18 protein-coding genes are annotated in these 19,406 nt (G+C 68.7%); 12 read left to right on the forward strand and 6 right to left on the reverse strand.

Features of this window, described 5'->3' with window-relative positions:
* The first annotated feature begins 266 nt into the window (after window positions 1–266).
* The 7 genes from ACFQ0E_RS08250 to ACFQ0E_RS08280 all read left to right on the forward strand — a co-directional run bounded on the left by ACFQ0E_RS08250 (window position 267) and on the right by ACFQ0E_RS08280 (window position 8,538).
* On the forward strand, window positions 267–1,646 hold the full coding sequence (locus tag ACFQ0E_RS08250) for a hypothetical protein (protein ID WP_386823179.1): 1,380 nt from the start codon (window positions 267–269) through the stop codon (window positions 1,644–1,646).
* Window positions 1,643–2,440 (forward strand): hypothetical protein, encoded by a 798-nt coding sequence (locus ACFQ0E_RS08255; protein WP_386823180.1) that lies wholly within the window; start codon window positions 1,643–1,645, stop codon window positions 2,438–2,440. Before ACFQ0E_RS08250 ends, ACFQ0E_RS08255 begins: the two co-directional genes overlap by 4 nt.
* On the forward strand, window positions 2,440–5,229 hold the full coding sequence (locus tag ACFQ0E_RS08260; RefSeq protein ID WP_386823181.1) for an AAA family ATPase: 2,790 nt from the start codon (window positions 2,440–2,442) through the stop codon (window positions 5,227–5,229). The genes ACFQ0E_RS08255 and ACFQ0E_RS08260 overlap by 1 nt, the downstream gene beginning before the upstream one ends.
* Window positions 5,230–5,453: 224 nt before the next feature.
* Entirely contained in the window at window positions 5,454–6,590 is a 1,137-nt protein-coding gene (locus ACFQ0E_RS08265) for an OmpA family protein (protein ID WP_386823182.1), read from the forward strand.
* Window positions 6,591–6,812: 222 nt separating this feature from the next.
* Window positions 6,813–7,337 (forward strand): hypothetical protein, encoded by a 525-nt coding sequence (locus ACFQ0E_RS08270; protein WP_386823183.1) that lies wholly within the window; start codon window positions 6,813–6,815, stop codon window positions 7,335–7,337.
* Complete coding sequence (locus ACFQ0E_RS08275) at window positions 7,226–8,092, forward strand: pseudouridine synthase (RefSeq protein ID WP_386824087.1); 867 nt, start codon at window positions 7,226–7,228, stop codon at window positions 8,090–8,092. The genes ACFQ0E_RS08270 and ACFQ0E_RS08275 overlap by 112 nt, the downstream gene beginning before the upstream one ends.
* A gap of 134 nt (window positions 8,093–8,226) precedes the next feature.
* The gene (locus ACFQ0E_RS08280) at window positions 8,227–8,538 is read left to right on the forward strand and encodes a hypothetical protein (protein WP_386823184.1); all 312 of its coding nucleotides are present in this window, start codon (window positions 8,227–8,229) and stop codon (window positions 8,536–8,538) included.
* A 1-nt stretch (window position 8,539) separates the two neighbouring features.
* Here the strand turns inward: ACFQ0E_RS08280 and ACFQ0E_RS08285 are convergent, their stop codons facing one another.
* Together ACFQ0E_RS08285 and kbl are read right to left on the reverse strand one after the other, a co-directional pair.
* Entirely contained in the window at window positions 8,540–8,932 is a 393-nt protein-coding gene (locus ACFQ0E_RS08285; RefSeq protein ID WP_386823185.1) for an HNH endonuclease, read from the reverse strand.
* Between the two features lies 1 nt (window position 8,933).
* The gene (gene kbl / locus ACFQ0E_RS08290) at window positions 8,934–10,154 is read right to left on the reverse strand and encodes a glycine C-acetyltransferase (RefSeq protein ID WP_386823186.1); all 1,221 of its coding nucleotides are present in this window, start codon (window positions 10,152–10,154) and stop codon (window positions 8,934–8,936) included.
* Window positions 10,155–10,435: 281 nt separating this feature from the next.
* On the opposite strand from kbl, the gene ACFQ0E_RS08295 reads away from it, so the two are divergent.
* Together ACFQ0E_RS08295 and ACFQ0E_RS08300 are read left to right on the forward strand one after the other, a co-directional pair.
* Window positions 10,436–11,149, forward strand: coding sequence for a TorF family putative porin (locus ACFQ0E_RS08295; protein WP_386823187.1), 714 nt, complete (start codon window positions 10,436–10,438; stop codon window positions 11,147–11,149).
* Window positions 11,150–11,364: 215 nt separating this feature from the next.
* Window positions 11,365–12,153, forward strand: coding sequence for a hypothetical protein (locus ACFQ0E_RS08300; RefSeq protein WP_386823188.1), 789 nt, complete (start codon window positions 11,365–11,367; stop codon window positions 12,151–12,153).
* A gap of 67 nt (window positions 12,154–12,220) precedes the next feature.
* Here the strand turns inward: ACFQ0E_RS08300 and tdh are convergent, their stop codons facing one another.
* Window positions 12,221–13,243, reverse strand: a complete 1,023-nt coding sequence (tdh, locus tag ACFQ0E_RS08305) for an L-threonine 3-dehydrogenase (RefSeq protein WP_386824089.1) — start codon at window positions 13,241–13,243, stop codon at window positions 12,221–12,223.
* 188 nt (window positions 13,244–13,431) lie between these two features.
* On the opposite strand from tdh, the gene ACFQ0E_RS08310 reads away from it, so the two are divergent.
* On the forward strand, window positions 13,432–15,630 hold the full coding sequence (locus tag ACFQ0E_RS08310) for a S46 family peptidase (RefSeq protein WP_386823189.1): 2,199 nt from the start codon (window positions 13,432–13,434) through the stop codon (window positions 15,628–15,630).
* A 122-nt stretch (window positions 15,631–15,752) separates the two neighbouring features.
* On the opposite strand, the gene ACFQ0E_RS08315 is transcribed toward ACFQ0E_RS08310, so the two are convergent.
* From ACFQ0E_RS08315 to ACFQ0E_RS08325, 3 genes are all read right to left on the reverse strand, one after another.
* Window positions 15,753–15,980, reverse strand: a complete 228-nt coding sequence (locus ACFQ0E_RS08315; RefSeq protein WP_386823190.1) for a DUF6289 family protein — start codon at window positions 15,978–15,980, stop codon at window positions 15,753–15,755.
* A 92-nt stretch (window positions 15,981–16,072) separates the two neighbouring features.
* The gene (locus ACFQ0E_RS08320) at window positions 16,073–16,300 is read right to left on the reverse strand and encodes a DUF6289 family protein (protein WP_386823191.1); all 228 of its coding nucleotides are present in this window, start codon (window positions 16,298–16,300) and stop codon (window positions 16,073–16,075) included.
* A 137-nt stretch (window positions 16,301–16,437) separates the two neighbouring features.
* Window positions 16,438–16,833 carry a DUF3224 domain-containing protein gene (locus ACFQ0E_RS08325; protein WP_386823192.1) on the reverse strand — a complete coding sequence of 132 codons (396 nt, stop codon included), beginning with the start codon at window positions 16,831–16,833 and terminating at the stop codon, window positions 16,438–16,440.
* Between the two features lie 341 nt (window positions 16,834–17,174).
* On the opposite strand from ACFQ0E_RS08325, the gene serA reads away from it, so the two are divergent.
* Both serA and ACFQ0E_RS08335 read left to right on the forward strand, forming a co-directional pair.
* Window positions 17,175–18,752: a phosphoglycerate dehydrogenase gene (gene serA / locus ACFQ0E_RS08330; protein WP_386823193.1), complete on the forward strand. Its 1,578-nt coding sequence runs from the start codon at window positions 17,175–17,177 to the stop codon at window positions 18,750–18,752.
* Between the two features lie 3 nt (window positions 18,753–18,755).
* Window positions 18,756–19,406 (forward strand): histidine phosphatase family protein, encoded by a 651-nt coding sequence (locus ACFQ0E_RS08335; protein ID WP_386823194.1) that lies wholly within the window; start codon window positions 18,756–18,758, stop codon window positions 19,404–19,406.

Raw genomic sequence — 19,406 nt, forward strand, 5'->3', positions numbered from 1 at the left:
ATGCGTCAGTGGCGGGGAGGCGCTTGCAGGCATGCACTTGCGCATGCCCCCACCCCGACCCTCCCCCGCACGCGGGGGAGGGAGAAGATCGCCGCCGCTTTTGCTCCCTCCCCCGCATCGCGGGGGAGGGTTGGGGTGGGGGCATGGAGACGGCACACCCGCCCCGTTGCCATCCGCCCCCGCATCGCCGACCATGGCCGCCCTTTGCCAGACCCCGGTCCCCCGACGCCTTGATGGAGCCCAGCGACCACCCCGACAGCGCGCCCATGCGGGATTTCCTCCGCCCGGGCATCGTCGCCGAGGACCTGCCCGAGCTCCACCCGCTGCTCGCCGCCCGCGACCAGCTGCGCGCCTTCTCTACCCTGTTCCACGGTGGCGAGGAAGCGGTGATGCTGCGCCTGCTGGTGCTGCGCGCCATCGGCGAACGCGGCGAGGCGCCGGACTGGTCGCCGCAGGAACTGCGCGACACCTTTTCCTATCTCGACCCGGTCAAGTGCGACACGGTGCTGCAGCGCCTGCGCGACAACCACCTGCTGCTGTGGGACGGCGCGACCCAGCGTTACCGGATCAGCCCGGTCGGCCGCCAGGCGCTCGCCGCGATCGGCATGCTGCTGCAGTTCAACCGGGAAGGCGACGAGCTGGCCTACGTCACCGCGCAGATCGCCGCAGGCCAGGCAGTCGGCAAGGTCGGCGCCGACGATCTGCAACATCTGTTGTCGCGCCTCAACGAGCTGCGCGCGGATTTCGACGAGGCCGTGCTCAGTGGCTCGGAACACCGCATCCATCGCGCCGCGAACACCCTGCAGTCGGTGTGGCGCTGGGTGGAGAAGGGCACCGAGATCGTCAACCGCATCGCCGCCGACGACATGCTCGACGCCGCGACGCACCGCGTCGCCCAGCAGATCGGCCGCGCGCAGAGTGCAATGCTGCGCCAGACCAGCGTGTTCCAGCGCGCGCTCAACCAGCTCGACCGGCATCGCGTGCACCTCGGCGCCAGCGGCCTGTCCTCGTCCGACGTGAACCGCTATCTGCGCGCGATCGACGCCAAGGCGCTGCGCGCGCATGCCGACGACGCGCTGGCCACGGTGCCGGCACCGGCCTTCGCGCTGTCCCCGATCGCGCTGGACGTCGCCGAGTTCGAGCTGATCGAACGCGAGCGCGAGGCCGCCGAAAACGAGGACCTGCCGAACGCCCAGGCGGTGCCCACCGACGCCGCGATCCCGCTGCCCGAGTCCGACGAGACCGTGGCCCGCAACTGGCTGGATCAGCTCGGCGCGCTCGCCGAGGGCGGTCGCCTCGCCGACCTCGTGCCGGATGGTGACTTCGTGCGCAGCGCCTACCGCTTCTCGCTGCTCGGCCTGCTCGGCGACCCCGGCGCGGAAAACCGCAGCGGCGTGAGCGCCGAACTGGCGCGGATCCCGCTGCGCTGGCGCACCACGCGCGAACTCGAACCCGTCGGCCGCGCCGGTGTCGCCATGATCAGTCGCAGCGAACTCGTCCCCTACGACGGCGACGAGCCGGCGCCCGAACCGTCCGGCGACGCGCCTGACGATGCGCATGCCGAGGTCCCGGCCGCCGCACCGCGCAAACGCAAACAACAGGTCGGCGCCGGCAAGGCGCCCGCCAAACGCAAGAAGACCGCATGACGTCCTCCGACCCCGTTGCATCGCTGATCGCACGCCTGCTGGCCGAACGCTGGCTGCCGCGCGACGACCACGCCGTCCGCCAGATGCTGGTCGACGCCGGCCCGCGCGCCGAGCTCGACCGCCGCCTCGCCGAATCCGGCCTGCGCCTGCTCGAACATCCGTATGCCGCGCACGTCGCGCTGGGCATCGCGAAAGCGCAGGAAACCGACGTGTTCGGCGGCGGCCGCGCCTGGGCCGCCAGCAACCTGCAGCTCGATCGCGATGCACTGGCCCTGCTCGTGGTGATCTGGGCGCAGCTGATCCTGCCCAAGCGCCAGCGCCAGCTCGATCGGCAGGAAAGCGACCGCGCCCAGGACCAGTCGCAGATGTTCGCCGAGCTCAAGCCGGTACCGGTCGGCGCCGAGATCGTCGAGCCGCTGAGCGAGCGTACGCTGATCGCCGACTTCGGCGACAAGCTCGGCGGCAAGACCCGCATCAGCTTCAACCTCGGCATCCTCGCCCGCCACGGTTTCATCCTCCGTCGCCGCGAGCGCGTGCATGAAGGCCCGCTGCTCGACCTCGCTTTCGACTACGAACGCATCGCCGGCCGGATCATGGGCGGCGCGCTGGCCTTCGTGGTCGAGCGCGCCCGCGAGAGCGTGATGCATGCGCGCGACGTCGAGGACGTGTACGTGACCGACGAGGTCGCGCATCACGAGGTCGTGTCCGACGACGCCCTGCCTGATGACGTCATGCAGGATGATGTCGTGCAGGACGATGTCGTCACCGACGATGCGAACGGGGAGGACCACTGATGTTCGAGTTCCGCTCCCTCGAAGTCGTCCACTGGGATTACTGGCAGCGCTTCGAGCTGCCGCTGGACGGCACCATCGTCACCGTCGTCGGCCCGAACGGTTCGGGCAAGACCACGCTGCTCGACGCACTGCGCACCATCCTCGCCATCGAGGACCGCGACACCGCGCGCGACTACAAGACCTACCTGCGCCACAACGGCAAGTCCCACGCCTGGCTGCGCGCCGTGGTCAGCAATCGCCAGGACCGCCGCGGCGGTCGCCCGTTCTTTCCGCTGAAGGACGAAACGGTCACGCTGTTCTGCCGCATCCGCAAGAAGGGCGGCGAATGGGTGCGCGACTACCGCATCGCCGGCGGCGACGTGCCGATCGAGGAGAACGAGCAGGGCGGCGACTGGATGGGCGTGCGCGACTATCGCGTCCGCCTCGCGGGTGCCGGCCTCACCCGAGCGATCTGCCGCGTGCTCACCCTGGAGCAGGGCGCCACCGACAAGCTCTGCCAGTATTCGCCGCGCGAACTGCTGCAGCTGGTCTTCGACGTGTTCGAGGACAAGGCCGTGCTCGACGACTACCAGCGCGCGCGCAACGAGCAGTTCGACGTCGAACGCGAGATCGTGCAGCTGCGCCAGGACCTCGCCGGCCTGCACGTGCGCCTGGAAGCCGCGCGCGCCGACGTGCGCTCGTACGAGGAAGGTCGCTCGCTCCGCAACGAGCTGCAGCGCCTGCAGGCCGAGATCGCGCCGAAGGTCGAACTGGCCGAACTGCGCACGGAAACCCTCGGCGCGCGCGCCAGCCTCGTCGGCCTGCGCCGCAGCCTGTTCGAACGTGCCGCGCTGCGCGACGCCGCCCGCGCCAAGCATGCCGAAGCGCTGGTCGCCGTCGAACAGCTGCGCGAGCGCCTCAAGCAGGATCGCAGCGACGCCCGCCAGGCCGAAGCGCAGTTCCAGCAGGCGCGCGACCTCGCCCGCGACGCCGAGAAGCTGATCCAGCGCCACGACGAACTGCTGGTGTCCGACGCCGAACGCGGCGCCGTGGACGCCGACACGCTCGCCGCGCGCATCGAGCAGACCCGCACGCGCCAGGCCGAACTGCATTTCGAGGAGAAGCGCGACCGCCAGCGTGCCGCCGAACTCACCGCCGAACTGGCCGCGCACGGCCGTGGCGAGAATCCGGTGCCCGCCGACGAGCGCGCCTTCCGCCAGGCGCTGGATGCCGCCGGCATCCGCCATCGCGCGCTGACCGAGCTGGTCGACATCCGCGACCCGGAGTGGGCCGTCGCCGTCGAAGCGGTGCTGCGTCCGTATCGCCAGCTGATCGTGCTCGAAAACCCGAAGGATGCCCGCGATGCCTGGCGCCTCGGCGAGCAGATGGAATACCGTCACTTCGTCGTCGCCGACCGCGCGCCCGCCGGCAAGGCCAGCGCCGGCACGCTGCTCGAAGTCGTGCGCTTCGCCGCCGACCCGCCGGCCTGGCTGCCGCGCCAGCTCGACCGCATCCGCCGTGTCGCCGACATCGAGCACGGCGCGAAGCTGCCCAAGGACCAGGACTGGATCACCCGCAATGGCTACCTGCGCGAACATCGCGGTGGTCGCCACATCGGCGGCGGCCCGCAGGTGTTCGGCGCCGGCGCCAAGGAAGCGCGGGCCCAGACACTGCGCGTCGAGCAGGCCACGCTGATCCAGCGCGCCCAGGCCCGCGAAGCCGAACTGCAGACCCTGCGCCAGCATCTGGCCGCCGATGAAGCCCGCCTGCGCGGCCTCGACGGCGCGCAGGAACTGGTCTCGCGCGCCGCCGAATTCGCCGAAGCCAAGGCGCGGTTCCCCGAGCTGTCGCAGGCCGCCGCCGATGCCGCCGAGGCCATGCAGGCCGCGAAGGCCCGGCTCGACGCCACCCTGCAGGACGACAAGCGCGCCGACACCGCCGTCGCGACCAGCGCCTACGAAGCCGAGCGCCTCGAACGCGAACTGGAACAGGCCCGCACGCAGATCGACCACCAGCGCCGGCAGCTGGCGCGTCGGGTCGTCGAATTCCGCGCCCGTCGCGCGAAGATGCCCGCCGCCTGGCGCTCTCCCGACGCCCTGGCCGCTGCGCGCGAGGAATACGAGAGCCTGCATGCGGTGCGCAAGGAGATCGAGCGCATCGGCGAACGCATCGCCCGCGACCGCTACGTCGAGGACGACGCCTGCGTCGCCCTGCGCGACAAGATCGGCGCCGATCACCACGACATGGAAACCACGCTGGCCCGTCGCGAATCGCATCTCGACCGCGCCAAGCGCCTCACCGAGGAAGCGCGCGGTGCCTATCTGAACGTGCTGCGCGCCACCGTCCGCCGCTACCGCAAGAACCTCATCGCCCTGGGCGAGCTGGCGGGGATCGCCGTGGACGCCGAGATGCCCGAACTGGTCAACGACGACGTCGCACTCGCCCAGGCCGGCCTGTCGGTCCGCTTCGACTTCGACCGCAAGGGCTGGATCGGCCTCGACGACGGCGAAGCCTCGGGCGGCCAGCAGGTCATGAAATCGCTGCTGCTGCTCGTCGCCCTGCTGCGCGACGAGGACCAGCCCGGCGGCTTCGTGTTCATCGACGAGCCGTTCGCCCATCTCGACGTGTTCAACATCGAGAAGGTCGGCCGCTTCCTCCGCGCCACCGACGCGCAGTACATTCTCACCACGCCGATCACCCACAACCTCAACGTCTACGAACCCTCCGACCTCGTGCTGGCCACCAGCAAGCGTCGTCCGGGCGGGCAGTGGGCCGAGCCCGTGGCCGTGATCAAGCGTCAGCGGGACTGATGCGCCAGGGGGAGCGGATGTCTGTTTTATGCGGTGAAATGTCGATGTTGCGATGCACCAGACGTCACCGAACCGTGCTTGGCTTCCCAAAACTGTTATGCTAGTGTTAACAAGGCCATGACGCGGCCGGATGATAATGAACGAGATGCGTGCCAAGATGGCCACGGTCCAGTTCACGATCGAAACCACCGAGTCTTTCAATTCCTCCAAGGAGCATTGAGTACATGAACAAGAAACTCCTCTGCGCTGCGCTGCTGAGCGGCCTGGCCGTGGCCCAGACTGCCTCCGCGCAGGACTACGATGACCGTTGGTACCTCACGCCGGGCGTGGGCTTCAACGTCCAGGACAACCAGCGCGGCACCAACAATGCCCCGTTCGTGGCCCTCGGCTTCGGCAAGAACCTCAGCTCGACCTGGTCGCTCGACGCACAGCTGAACTACCAGAAGCCGACCTTCGGCAACCAGCGCAACAACCTGCGCAACCCGGCCACCGCCGGCGCCGTCAGCGGCTTCGCCCAGGACCAGAACTGGAGCCAGTACGGCGTCTCGCTCGACCTGCGTCGCCACTTCCGCGCCGAAGGCCGCAACTGGAACCCCTACATCCTGATGGGCCTGGGCTACCAGCGTTCCGAGGAAGAATTCGACGCCTACCCGAGCCCGGTCTCCCCGGGGGAGCGCAAGGACGGCAACCTCGCCGCCAAGATCGGTGGCGGTCTTGAGGGCGACCTCGGTCCGGTCCGCACCCGTCTCGAGCTGGCCTACCGCGCCGACTTCGACGACAGCAGCGTCGCCAACCCCGACGAAAGCTGGTTCGGCGACGTGCTCGCCTCGGTCGGTTTCGTGATCCCGCTGGGTCCGGAAGCCGAAGAAGCAGCTCCGCCGCCGCCGACCCCGCCGCCGGCCCCGAACTGCGCCGACAAGGACAGCGATGGTGACGGCGTCAACGACTGCAACGACAAGTGCCCGAACTCGCAGGCCGGTGAAGCCATCGGTCCCGACGGCTGCAAGGTCGCCATCGCGATCGACCTGAAGGGCGTGAACTTCGACTTCGACAAGGCCACCCTGCGTCCGGATGCCGTCGCGATCCTGAACGAGGCCGTCGAAATCCTGAAGCGCTACCCCGACCTGAAGGTCGAAGTCGCCGGTCACACCGACCTGTGCGGCAACGACGGCTACAACCAGTCGCTGTCGCAGCGTCGTTCGCAGACCGTGTACGACTACCTGACCAGCAACGGCATCGACAGCAGCCGTCTGGCCGGCCCGAACGGTTACGGCGAGAGCCGTCCGCTGGTGCAGACCGAGCAGACCTCGCCGGCTTGCCGCAACGAGACCAACCGTCGCACCGAGCTGAACGTCCAGTAATTCCGGTCGTTCCGCAGCGTTCCACGAAGCCCGGCCTAGTGCCGGGCTTCGTTTTTTCGTGTCCGGCGAGGTCTGTCGGGGATGGCGGTCTCTGCATGCCGTCCCTGCATGGCGCGGCGATTCCTGCGCGCGATCACGTTCCTCGCCTTGCGGCATCACAATCGGTTGTCCGCGTCTGCGTGCGGGCCTACACTCCGGGCACGTTCGTCGAGGAGAGTCCGCATGCGCATCCGTTCCGTCGCCATGAGCCTGTCGTCCGGAGGCGCGCTGTTCGCCTTGGCTGCGTCGGGACTGCTGATGTCGACGACCGCGTCGGCCGCCGTGGATTGCGCGGCGCTCAAGCCGGTGGCGCCCGCGCAGACGAATGCGCTGCAGCTCAATCCGATCGCCGAGGAACTGGCTGCGCCCAACGCCCAGATCGGCAGTGGTGTCGGTTTTTCGCAGCTCTTTTCCGATGCCGTGACCGTGGACCTGGCCATGTCCCGCGTGAAGCTCCATGAGTGCCGCGCGATGGCGGCGGTGTCGCAGCCGCTGCCAGCGTCAGGCGGTTACCAGCCGAAGCCGGGCGACGCGAGCGCCTGGCGCTTCGACATGACCCAGAACGGCAAGCGAATGACCGCCGACGAGTTCGACGCCTGGATGAAGGCGCGCGGCGTGCGCGTGGTGCAGGGGCCGCCGAAGCCGGCACAGCCCGCACCTGCGCCGGAACCGGCGCCCGCGACGCCGCCGAAGAAGAAAAAGCGCTGACTGCAGCGCGTGGCCCCCGCTATGGCATCGCGCGCGTGCTGTCGAAGCGCGGTGTCTGCTCGCGCACGCAGGCGGCCGAGTGGGTGCGCGCGGGGCGGGTGAGCGTGGGCGGACGCGTGGTGCGCGATCCGGAATTTCCGACGACGCTGGACCGCGACGACATCCGCGTCGATGGCGTGCCGCTGCGTGCCGCCGCACCGCTCGTGCTGATGCTCAACAAGCCGCGCGGCTTGGTGACGACCGCCAGCGACGAGCGCGGGCGCGACACGGTGTATCGCTGCTTCGATGGCGCCACGGTCGACGGCGCGCCGTTGCCGTGGATCGCGCCGGTGGGGCGCCTAGACAAGGCCAGCGAGGGCCTGCTGCTGTTTTCGAGCGACCCCGCCTGGGCGGCGCGGATCACCGATCCGGCGACCGGGCCGTCCAAGACCTATCACGTCCAGATCGACCGCATTCCCGACGAGGCCCTGCTGGCGGCGCTGCAGGCGGGCGTGGAGTTCGATGGCGAGCGTCTGTCGGCGGTGTCGGCCCGTCTGCTGCGCAGCGGTGAGCGCAATGCCTGGCTGGAGATCGTGCTCGACGAGGGGCGGAACCGGCAGATCCGGCGCCTGCTCGATGCCTTCGATGTGGCGACCCTGCGTCTGCTGCGCGTGGCGATCGGTGGTCTGCAGCTCGGCACCTTGGCGAAGGGCGCGTGGCGCCCGCTCGGCGCGGAGGATCTGATGGCGATCGGCTCCGATTTCGGATTGAATTGAGACAGGATTCACGCGATTTTTCCAGCGTCTCTCGGTTCTGTGGCCTGACGCACGTCCGCGTTCAGTCACATGCGAATTCCGTCTCAATACACTGGCCGCCGGGGAAATGCCCTGTCTTCGAAGGTCCGGAAATCATGCGTCCTGTGCTGCTGGCGTCGGTCTGCGCCGCCCTGTTGCTGTCCGCCGGTGGTCTGACCGGCTGCGCCACGGATCGTGCGCTCACCGCCCATGCCCCGACGCCGCCGGCCCCGGTGGTCAAAGCGCCCGCTGGCAAGGTGAACCGGTTCGCGATGACCCAGAACGGGCGTCGCATGAGCGCCGGGGATTTCGACGCCTGGATGAAGGCGCGCGGCATCCGCATCGCCAAGGGCCCGCAGCGCGCCCGCGCGCAGGTGCGCGCCGACGCGCCGAAGCCGAAGGCCAAGCCGCAGCCGAAGCGGCGCTGAGTCAGTCCGCCGCGACGTCGGGCTCGCGCCAGCGCGCGAGGCGGCTGTCGAGCAGTTGCGAGACCACCTCGAAGGCGCGCGCGTCGCTTGGACCACGCGCGTCGTGGCTCACGCCCTTGCCGTGGTTGCAGCCGGCGCAGGCGATGGCGAGATTGCGCGGGTCGTTGGCGTCGTCGCCGACGCGTTCGCACAGAGGGATGGCCGCTCGCTTGCCGAACCACGCCTGCGGCACGACGTGCTCCAGCGTGGCCTGGCCGAGCGCTTCGCCATCGCCGCGCACCTGCAGCCGCTTGCGGCAGTGCAGGCAGCGGGTTTCCCAGTGATCGTCGCGCAGCACGGCCGCGCTGTCCGTGGACAGCGCGCGGAGGAACAGGCGGCGAAGCGCAGGGCGCAAGTCAGGCCTTGATCACGCCCAGCTCGCGGCCGATGCGGGTGAAGGCGTCGATCGCGCGGTCGAGGTGTTCGCGGGTGTGCGCGGCGCTCATCTGCGTGCGGATGCGCGCCTTGCCTTGCGGCACCACCGGGAAGAAGAAGCCGATGGCGTAGATGCCTTCTTCCAGCAGGCGCTCGGCGAATTTCTGCGCGAGCGGCGCGTCGTACAACATCACCGGGCTGATCGGGTGCACGCCCGGGCGGATGTCGAAACCGGCAGCGGTCATCTTCTCGCGGAAATAGCGGGTGTTCTCGACCAAGCGCTCGCGCAGGTCGCCGGCGGCGGCCAGCATCTCGAAGGCCTTGATCCCGGCGGCGACGACGTGCGGCGGCAGCGAGTTGGAGAACAGGTAGGGGCGCGAACGCTGGCGCAGCATTTCGATCACTTCGCGCTTGCCGGTGGTGAAGCCGCCCAGCGCGCCGCCCATGGCCTTGCCGAGCGTGCCGGTGAAGATGTCGATGCGGTCCATCACGCCCTTCACTTCGGCCGAGCCGCGGCCGGTGGCGCCGAGGAAACCGGTGGCGTGGCATTCGTCGATGTGCACGAGCGCGCCGTACTTCTCCGCCAGCGCGGTCAGTTCGTCGAGCGGGGCGATGAAGCCGTCCATCGAGAACACGCCGTCGCTGGTGATCATGATCGTGCGCGCGCCGTCGGCCTTCGCCTGCTGCAGCTGCTTTTCGAGATCGGCCATGTCGCAGTTGGCGTAGCGGTAGCGCTTCGCCTTGCACAGGCGCACGCCGTCGATGATCGAGGCGTGGTTCAGCGCGTCGGAGATGATCGCGTCGTGCTCGTCGAGCAGCGGCTCGAACAGGCCGCCGTTGGCGTCGAAGCAGGCGGCGTAGAGGATGGTGTCCTCGGTGCCGAAGAAGTCGGCGATGGTCTTTTCCAGCTGCTTGTGCAGGTCCTGGGTGCCGCAGATGAAACGGACCGAGGCCATGCCGAAGCCGTGGGTGTCCAGCGCCTCCTTGGCGGCAGCGATGATGTCCGGATGGTCGGCCAGGCCCAGGTAGTTGTTGGCGCAGAAGTTCAGCACGGTGCGGCCGTCGGCGAGGGTGATCTCGGCCGATTGCGGGCTGGTGATGATGCGCTCGGCCTTGAACAGCCCCTGGGCGCGGATGGCCTCGAGTTCGTCGGCATAGCGACGGGTGAGGTCGGCACGGGCGGGGGAAGCGGGCTGGGTCATGGCGGCATCGGCGGCGGTGGGCGGGCGCATAGTCTAAGAGCCCGCGCTGCCCGTCGGCGTGTTCGAACCGGACGCGTGGCGGTCCCGGCTCCGGGGGCGGGCCGGGTGTGCAATATATCGAGCGGCGTGTATTCTGAAATTCACCGGCCGGTGCCCGGGGAACGGCATGCGGCCGCAGGTTGCAACAGAACTTTAACAATGGGTTAAGCTCGGGGCGATGGCCGTCACGGCATCTCCCCCCCCCATGCAATACACGATTCCACACCACCGAGGAGGTTCTCGTGCGTAAACAGATGATTGCGCTGGCGTTGCTCGCATTGCTGCCGTTCGCGGCGTCGGCACAGGAGCAGGAAGAAGACGATTCGGGATTCAGCTGGAACGCGGCCGTGACGTCGGATTACGTGTTCCGCGGCGTGTCGCAGAACAGTGAGGTGCCGGCCATCCAGGGCGGCATCGACTACAGCTGGACCAATGGGTTCTATGTCGGCGCCTGGGCGTCGCAGGTCGATTTCGATGCCCCCGGCACCCCGAACACCGAGATCGACACCTACGTCGGTTACTCCTGGGATGTCTCGGATGCGGTGAACCTCGACTTCCAGCTGGTGCGCTACAACTATCTCGACTACGGCAGCGAGTACGGCAACCCGGCCTACAACGAGCTGATCGTGAAGGGCACCTTCGTCGAGGACTTCAGCGCGACGCTGGCCTACACCAACGACGTCTACGCCAGCGGCACCAACAGCCTCTACTACGGCGTCGGCTACGACCACGAGTTCTCCAACGGCGTGGGCGTCCACGCCAACGCGGGTCGCACGCAGTTCGACACCGACGAGATCGGCCTGGAGGATTACACCGACTGGGGCGCGCACGTCAGCTTCCCGCTGGGCGTGCTGGAAGGCAGCTTCGGTTACGTCGGCAACGACGGCAACGGTCGCGACAACTTCGGCGAGCTCGCCGACAGCCGCTTCGTCCTGACCGTCAGCTACGAGCACTGAGTCGATTCGTCGACGACCAGGACGGCCCACGAGAAGGGCGCCCGCGAGGGCGCCCTTCTTCGTTGCGGAGGGGCATCCGGCGGACGGGTGGGCGAGCGTGCCGGTTGCGGCGCTTCAGCGTTCCATCCGTGCCCGCATCCGGGGCGCGGGAGGGCGACGTAAGCGAAAGGCTGCGCACACGCGCATGCGTTCCCCCGAACCCTCAAGGAGTCAAGATGAAGAAGTCGATTCTGGCCGCCGCCACGGTCCTCTGCCTGTTCGCCCCGGCCGCCTTCGCCGCCGGCCCGCAGCAAGGCAAGTTCTCATGGTCCGTCTTCGGCGGCATCGACCAGCCGCTGAGCGGCGACGTCCACGGTGGCGCCACCGCGGCGGTTCCGGACCTCGGTCCGCTGAATCCGGCGTTGGCCGGCGTCAGCGCGGAGCTGCGCATCCGCTCGCGTTCGCATGACGACATCTACGGCTCGGCCATGTCCTACGGCATGGAATTCAGCTACGGCATCAACGACCGGTCCGAGGTCTTCGGCCAGATCCGCCAGACCCAGGCGGACGAAGGCTCGGTGCAGGTGGGCGGCGCGTTCGTCCCGGCGCTGTCGACCACCCTGCCGGTGCGCGGCACCTTCAGCGACTACGAGGCGCTGACCCTGGAAGCCGGCTATCGCTACTACTTCGGCGAGCTGGGTCCGGCCCGTCCGTTCGTCGCCGGTCGCCTGGGTGCGACCCGCACCGACGACATCCGCGCGACCTTCGTGATCCCGGATGCGGCGATCACCATCGCGAACGTGCCGTTCACCGAAGCGAAGTGGTCGGTCAGCGGCGGCGTCGATGTCGGCCTGCTGTTCCCGGTCAGCGAGAAGGTGAGCATCACCGCGCAGACCGGCGTGCGTTACGTGGCGGACCTGGAAGGCGACGATGCCGCGATCGGCGGCCTCGGCCTGGGTTCGATCAACGATACGGGCAAGCGCGTGTCGTATCCGGTGTCGGTGGGCCTGCGCGTCGATTTCTGACGACGCGGTCTCCTGGATGCGGCGGCACCCGTCCGGGTGTCGCCGCGTCGACCCAGCTCGACCTGCTTCAATTCCAGCTCAGCACGACCTTGCCGGACTTGCCCGATTCCATCAGCTCGAAGCCTTTCTGGAAATCGTCGATCGGCAGCTGGTGCGTGAGCGCCTTCTGCAGCGGGAAACCCGACAGCACCAGCTGGGTCATCTTGTACCAGGTCTCGTACATGCGGCGGCCGTAGATGCCGTGCAGGGTCAGGCCCTTGAAGATGATCTTGTCCCAGTCGGCGCCGGCGCCCTTGGGCATGATGCCGAGCATCGCGATCTTGCCGCCGTGGTACATGCAGTCGAGCATGTCGTTGAAGGCGCGCGGGTTGCCGCTCATTTCCAGGCCGACGTCGAAGCCTTCCATGTGCAGGTCGGCCATGACCTCCTTGAGCGAGGTCTTGCTGACGTTGACCACGCGGGTCGCGCCCATGTCGGCGGCCAGCTTCAGGCGGTAGTCGTTGACGTCGGTGACCACGACATTGCGGGCGCCGATGTGCTTGCAGATGCCGGCGGCGATGATGCCGATCGGGCCTGCGCCGGTGATCAGCACATCCTCGCCGATCACGTCGAACTCCAGCGCGCAGTGCGCGGCGTTGCCGTAGGGGTCGAAGAACGCGGCCAGTTCGCTGGGGATCTGGTCGGGGATGGGCCACAGGTTGCTGGCCGGCATCACGATGTACTCGGCGAAGGCGCCGTTGCGGTTCACGCCGATGCCGATGGTGTTCGGGCACAGGTGCGGGCGGCCGGCGCGGCAATTGCGGCAGTGACCACAGACGATGTGGCCCTCGGCCGACACGCGCTGGCCCAGGGTGTAGCCGGTCACACCGGGGCCGATCTCGACGATCCGGCCGACGAATTCGTGGCCGATCACCAGGCCCGGCGTGATCGTGCGCTGGCTCCATTCGTCCCAGAGGTAGATGTGCAGGTCGGTCCCGCAGATCGCGGTCTTTTCGAGCTTGATCAGGACCTCGTTCGGGCCCGGGGTCGGCACCGGCACCTCTTCCATCCAGATCCCCTTGGTCGCTTCCCGCTTGACCAGGGCTTTCATCATCGTTGCGGCCATCGGGGCGCCTGCACGGGGGTAGGGAACGGGACGCGGATTATAAACGCCCGGGCTCTCTGGACAGAGAACCGGATCTGGCGGCCTGACCATGACCATCCGGACATGGTGGCGACGCCGGCCGCCGCCTACACTGGCCGGCCATTGCGCCTTGCGCCGCCCCCGAGAGAGCCCCCATGCACGACCAGCCCCTCCGACCCGTCCGTCGCCTCGCCGCCGGCGGCACTGCTTTCGCCATCGCCGCGCTCGCCGCCGCCATCTCCGTCGCCCATGCCGGCGAAGGCATGTGGGTGCCGCAGCAGTTGCCGGAGATCTCCGCGCCGCTGAAGGCCGCCGGCCTGAAGCTGCCGGCGAAGCAACTGAGCGACCTGACCGGCGACCCGCTGGGCGCGGTGGTGTCGCTGGGCGGCTGCACCGCCAGCTTCGTCTCGCCCGAGGGTCTGGTCACCACCAACCACCACTGCGTCTACGGCGCGATCCAGTTGAACTCGACGCCCGAGCGCAACCTGATGAAGACCGGGTTCAGCGCCGCCAACCGCGCCGACGAGCTGAGCGCCGGCCCGAACGCCCGCATCTACGTGCTGGATCGCATCGACGACGTCACCACGCGCGTGCGCGCCGCCATCGACGCCTCCCCCGATTCGCTCTCGCGCAGCCGCGCGCTGGACACGGTCGAGAAGCAGCTGATTTCCGAGTGCGAATCCGATCCCGGCTACAACTGCCGCCTGTACAGCTTCTTCGGCGGCATCCAGTACCGCCTGTTCCGCAACATCGAGATCAAGGACGTGCGCCTGGTCTACGCGCCTCCGGGCAGCGTCGGCAACTACGGCGGCGAGATCGACAACTGGATGTGGCCGCGCCACACCGGCGATTTCTCGTTCTACCGCGCCTACGTCGGCCCCGACGGCAAGCCTGCGGCCTTCTCGAAGGACAACGTGCCGTATCGTCCGAAACGCTGGCTGAAGATCGCCGACAAGCCGTTGGGCGTCGGCGATTTCGTCATGGTCGCCGGCTATCCGGGTTCGACCAACCGCTACGCGCTGGCCGACGATTTCCGCAACACGGTCGACTGGACCTACCCGACGATCAGCCGCCACAACAAGGCGACGGTGGCGATGGTCGATGCCGAAGGCAGGAAGGTCCCGGACATCGCGGTGAAGTACGCCAACACCGTGCGCGGCATGGAGAACGTGCTGAAGAACTATGACGGCCAGCTCGAAGGCTTCGAGCGCATGGGCGCCAGCGAGATCAAGCGCAAGCAGGAAGAGGCCGTGCTGGCCTGGCTGCGCAAGCGCGGCAAGGCCGGCACCGCGGCGCTGGAAGCGCACGAAACCCTGCGCAACCTGTCGGCGCAGACCGCGGCCACGCGCGAGCGCGACCTGGTCCTGGGCCGCTTCAACGGCGGTGGCGTCGTCGGGACCGCGTTGTCGCTGTATCGCCTGTCGATCGAGCGCGCCAAGCCCGATGCCGAGCGCGAGCCCGGTTACCAGGAACGCGACCTGCCTGCCTTCGAAGGCGCGATGCGACAGATGGAGCGCCGCTACCATCCGACCATGGACCGCGAGCTGATGCGCTACTGGCTCAAGGAATACGTGGCCCTGCCGAAGCAGCAGCGCCTGCAGGCCATGGACAAATGGCTTGGCGGCAACGACGACAAGGCGATCGCCGCCGCGCTGAAGTCGCTGGGCGGCACCAAGCTGGGCGACACCGCCGAGCGCCTGCGCTGGCTGAAGGCCGATCGCAAGGAATTCGAGCGCAGCAAGGATCCGGCGATCCGCTACGCGGTGGCGATGATGCCGACCGTGCTGCAGCTCGAAGAAGCCCGCAAGATGCGCACCGGCGATGCCCTGCGCGCGCGTCCGGTCTACCTGCAGGCGGTGATCGACTACAAGAAGAGCAAGGGCGAAGCGGTGTATCCGGACGCCAACAGCTCGCTGCGCATCACCTTCGGTAACGTCACCGGCTACAGCAAGCGCGACGGCAGCAAGCAGAAGCCGTTCACGCTGCTGGAGGAAGTGGCGGCCAAGGCCACCGGCCAGGAGCCCTTCGACGCGCCGCAGTCGCTGCTCGACGCCATCCGCGCCAAGCGCTACGGCGGTCTGGTCGACAAGAAGCTCGGCACCGTGCCGGTCAACTTCCTGTCCGATCTCGACATCACCGGCGGCAACTCCGGTTCGCCGGTGCTCAATGCCGAGGGCAAGCTGGTCGGCCTGGCCTTCGACGGCAACTGGGAATCGGTCAGTTCGAACTGGGTGTTCGACGCCTCGGTGACGCGCATGATCTCGGTCGACCAGCGCTACATGCGCTGGATCATGCAGGAGGTCTATCCGGCGCCGCACCTGCTGCAGGAAATGGGCGTCGCGCCGAAGAAGTAAGCGTCGCCCACGGCGCGATCGGACGGTGCGATCGAAACGCGTCAGCGAGACACGCCAATCCAGCGTGCCAAAGAAAACGGCGGCCTCGGCCGCCGTTTTCGTTCGTGAATCGCAATCGCGTTTCAGTCCGCGGCCGGCAGGCAGATCGCGTAGCCGACGCTGTAGCGGTTGGTGCGCACGCCGGTTTCGTGCAGGTTGCCCTGGCAATCCATCGAAGCCTCGCCGACCACCTGGCCGGCTGCATCGAAATAGACGTAGAACTCGCCGATCTGGTCCGGGCCCGGCGGACGGGCGAGGGCGACGCCTGCATACAGGGCGATGCCGAGGGTGAGTGCGATCATCTTGCGCATGGAAATCTCCTTGAGGGTGTCGTCGGAATAGGGGGCACGGGCCGCGACGACGATCGGACCGCGCAGGGGGGAGCGGGGCGGCGGTGCCGTCGTCAGATCGGATCGGGGTCGCAGATGAACACGCCGTCGGCGTACTGCTTCGTGAACCTGCCCCACGCGGTGTAGTTGCCGTGGCAATCGATGGCCTGGTAACCGACCACCTTGCCGGCGCTGTCGTAGTAGTAATAGAACTGGCCCGGGCCGGTGGGGCCGATGGCGGCGATGGCGTAGCCGGCCACGGCGGCCGCGACCAGGCCGATGGCGAGTGCGATCTTGCGCATGCATCACTCCTTGCGTGCAAACGACGCCGGCGTCATTGCCGGCAACATGACGCTATCGCCTTCGCGTCTCGCCGTCCGGGACGCCGGTGTGAAGAAGCCGTGAAGGTGTGACGGATCGCGCGTGGCGCGATGGCGGATCAGCCGGCCAGCGCATAGTCGAAGGTATAGAAGTGCGCGCCGTCGACGATGTCGATGGTCAGCGTGCCGCGCAGGCCCGCAAGCGCACCGGTGCCCGAGCCCGGGATCACCTGGATCGACTGCGATGGAATCCCGTGGTCCATCAGGCTGCTGTGCTGGAGCATGAAGCTGCCGGCCTGGCCGTCGAGCGTGCCGACGATGCGCTCCAGCGCGACGTAGCCGCCGGAGCCGGTGGTCGGATCCATGACGCCGAGCATGTAGACGACCGACGTGGCGGTGAGCGGACCATGGAAGGTCTTGTCGAAGCGCAGGCGCATGGCCTGGACGCCGTCGCCGAAGTCCGCACCGGGCTCGGGCGTGCGGCGGATGTCGAATGTTCCCTTGGCCTGGTGCATGGGCGTGCCTTTCGGTGGACGGATGGAGGCGGGGCGCCAGCATCGCGCGTTCCGGCGCAGGCCGCGAGTGTCGCGGACACGGGGTTTGCCAACTCCGGGATGTCTGCTACGCTCCGTGGCGTCGCGGATTCCCATGCCAGCCGGCCCCGTCTCCCGACCCGCAGGTGAAGTCTCCCGTGCCCCAGGCACGAGGGAGGCCTCACCGGGCCAGCGTCATCGGTCCTTCCGAACCGCCCAGGGTGCGTTCCATCCCGACCCAGTTCGCGTTCTGTGCAGTGCCGGCCAGCCACACCGAGCATGGGCTCCGCGGGAATTCCTTTCCCTCACCTGGAGCTGACGAAATGAAAGTGCTGGCATGCGATGGAATCCACGAAGACGGCCTGGCGATGTTCCGCGACGCCGGCTGGACCATCGAAATCTCCGATCCGATCAAGGACCCCGCGAAGCTCTCCGCCGCGCTCGAAGGCGTGGACGCGCTGCTCGTGCGTTCGGCCACCCAGGTGACCGCCGAGGCCATCGAGGGCGCGAAGCAGCTCAAGGTGATCGGCCGTGCCGGTGCCGGCGTGGACACCATCGATGTCGACGCCGCCACGGCGCGCGGCATCGCGGTGATGAACGCGCCCGACGGCAACACGCTCGCAGCCGCCGAGCACGCGATCTCGCTGCTGTTCTCGCTCGCCCGCCACGTGCCGAAGGCCGACGCCGGGATGAAGGCCGGGCAGTGGCCGAAGGCCGGCCTCACCGGCTTCGAACTGGAAGGCAAGAAGCTCGGCGTGATCGGCCTCGGCCGCATCGGCAGCACCGTCGCGCGCAAGGCGCAGGGCATCGGCATGGAGGTCGCCGCGTTCGATCCCTTCCTGCCGCCGGCCGCCGCTGCAAAGGGCAGCGTGCCGCTGAAGACGCTCGACGACCTGCTGGCCTGGGCCGACATCGTCACCCTGCACATCCCGCGCACCAAGGACACCACCAACCTCATCTCCGAGGCGCGCATGCGCCAGATGAAGAAGGGCGCCTACCTGATCAACGCTGCGCGCGGCGGCCTGGTCGACGAAGACGCGCTGCGCGTCGTGCTCGACGAAGGCCATCTCGCCGGCGCCGCGCTCGACACCTTCGCCACCGAGCCGCTGCAGGCCGATTCGCCGCTGCGCGCGCATCCCAAGCTGATCCTCACCCCGCACCTCGGCGCGTCCACCAGCGAAGCGCAGCAGGCGGTGAGCACGATCCTGGCCCGCCAGATCATCGATTTCGCCGCGACCGGCGCGGTCGCCGGCTGCGTCAACCTGCCGCCGCTGACCGCCGAAGCCGCGCGCGAAGTCGGTCCGTGGATGCCGCTGATGTCCGCGCTCGGCCGCCTCGCGGTGCGCCTGGTGCAGGCGCCGACCCGCCTGGAGATCACCTATGCCGGCCGCACCGACGCGCTCGATACCCGTCCGCTGACCCGCCTGCTGGTCGCCGCGCTGCTCGGCACTTCGTCCGGTCGCGTCACCCCGGTGAACGCGCTGCAGGAAGCCGCCGCGCGCGGGCTGACGGTCGCCGAAACCGTCGGCGGCGACGGCGATGGTTTCGACCGCCTGCTGAAGGTGCGCGTGATCGGCGAGAACGCGGCCGGCGTGGTCCGCACCCGCGAGATCGAGGCGACCCTGCATCGCGGCCCGCGCGTGGTCCGCCTCGACGGCGTCGAGATCGAGTTCGACCCACTGGCGCACGTGTTGCTGATGCGCAACGAAGACCGTCCCGGCATGATCGGCCGCGTCGGTACGCTGCTCGGCGAGGCCGGCGTGAACATCATCAACTTCGCGCTCGGTGCCGCCGGCGACGGCCAGGCCCGCGCCGCGATCACCATCGACAAGCCGCTCGGCGATGCGCAGATCGCGACGATCAAGGCCGCGCCGGGCATCCTGTCGCTGCAGCAGGTCTGAGCCATGAAGATCCTCCTCGCACGCCACGGCGAAACGCCGTGGAACGCAGAAGGCCGCTACCAGGGCCAGATCGACATCCCGCTGTCGCCGGTCGGCGAAGGCCAGGCGCGCGCGCTCGGCGCGCGTCTCGCCGACGCCCGCATCGACCGCGCGGTCGCCTCGCCGCTGACCCGGGCGCGCACCACAGCCGAGTTTGCGCTCGGCGACGCGCGTCGCGACCTCCTCGCCACCGATCCCGGACTGATGGAAATCGGCCACGGCGAATGGGAAGGCCTGCTCGCCAGCGAGATCCGCGAGCGCGACCCGGAACGCCTGCAGGCCTGGCGCGATGCGCCCGACACCGTGCTGATGCCCGGCACCGGCGGCGAAACCCTGCAGGGCGTGCTCGACCGTGCGTGGCCGGCCTTCGAGCGCGCCACCGCCGGCCTCGGCGACGACGACACGCTTCTGGTCGTCGCCCACGACGCCGTCAACCGCGTGCTGCTGTGCCGGATCCTCGGCATTCCGTTGAACAGGCTGTGGAGCTTCCGCCAGGCCCCGGCGACGCTGAACCTGCTCGAAGGCCCGTCCGCCGACCGCATCGAGGTCGTCCGCCTCAACGACTGCGCGCACCACACCGCGCTGTTCGGTGAAGCGGTGCACCGGGCGCTGTGA

It is taken from the genome of Lysobacter brunescens (assembly GCF_042677005.1).
Classification (GTDB): Bacteria; Pseudomonadota; Gammaproteobacteria; order Xanthomonadales; family Xanthomonadaceae; genus Lysobacter_I; species Lysobacter_I brunescens.

Bases quoted from the DNA above. Each gene is read 5' to 3' on its own strand.
- ACFQ0E_RS08250 (WP_386823179.1), top strand. From the start codon at position 267: ATGCGGGATTTCCTCCGCCCGGGCATCGTCGCCGAGGACCTGCCCGAG.
- ACFQ0E_RS08255 (WP_386823180.1), top strand. From the start codon at position 1,643: ATGACGTCCTCCGACCCCGTTGCATCGCTGATCGCACGCCTGCTGGCC.
- ACFQ0E_RS08260 (WP_386823181.1), top strand. From the start codon at position 2,440: ATGTTCGAGTTCCGCTCCCTCGAAGTCGTCCACTGGGATTACTGGCAG.
- ACFQ0E_RS08265 (WP_386823182.1), top strand. From the start codon at position 5,454: ATGAACAAGAAACTCCTCTGCGCTGCGCTGCTGAGCGGCCTGGCCGTG.
- ACFQ0E_RS08270 (WP_386823183.1), top strand. From the start codon at position 6,813: ATGCGCATCCGTTCCGTCGCCATGAGCCTGTCGTCCGGAGGCGCGCTG.
- ACFQ0E_RS08280 (WP_386823184.1), top strand. From the start codon at position 8,227: ATGCGTCCTGTGCTGCTGGCGTCGGTCTGCGCCGCCCTGTTGCTGTCC.
- kbl (WP_386823186.1), bottom strand. From the start codon at position 10,154: ATGACCCAGCCCGCTTCCCCCGCCCGTGCCGACCTCACCCGTCGCTAT.
- ACFQ0E_RS08300 (WP_386823188.1), top strand. From the start codon at position 11,365: ATGAAGAAGTCGATTCTGGCCGCCGCCACGGTCCTCTGCCTGTTCGCC.
- tdh (WP_386824089.1), bottom strand. From the start codon at position 13,243: ATGAAAGCCCTGGTCAAGCGGGAAGCGACCAAGGGGATCTGGATGGAA.
- ACFQ0E_RS08310 (WP_386823189.1), top strand. From the start codon at position 13,432: ATGCACGACCAGCCCCTCCGACCCGTCCGTCGCCTCGCCGCCGGCGGC.
- ACFQ0E_RS08315 (WP_386823190.1), bottom strand. From the start codon at position 15,980: ATGCGCAAGATGATCGCACTCACCCTCGGCATCGCCCTGTATGCAGGC.
- ACFQ0E_RS08320 (WP_386823191.1), bottom strand. From the start codon at position 16,300: ATGCGCAAGATCGCACTCGCCATCGGCCTGGTCGCGGCCGCCGTGGCC.
- ACFQ0E_RS08325 (WP_386823192.1), bottom strand. From the start codon at position 16,833: ATGCACCAGGCCAAGGGAACATTCGACATCCGCCGCACGCCCGAGCCC.
- serA (WP_386823193.1), top strand. From the start codon at position 17,175: ATGAAAGTGCTGGCATGCGATGGAATCCACGAAGACGGCCTGGCGATG.
- ACFQ0E_RS08335 (WP_386823194.1), top strand. From the start codon at position 18,756: ATGAAGATCCTCCTCGCACGCCACGGCGAAACGCCGTGGAACGCAGAA.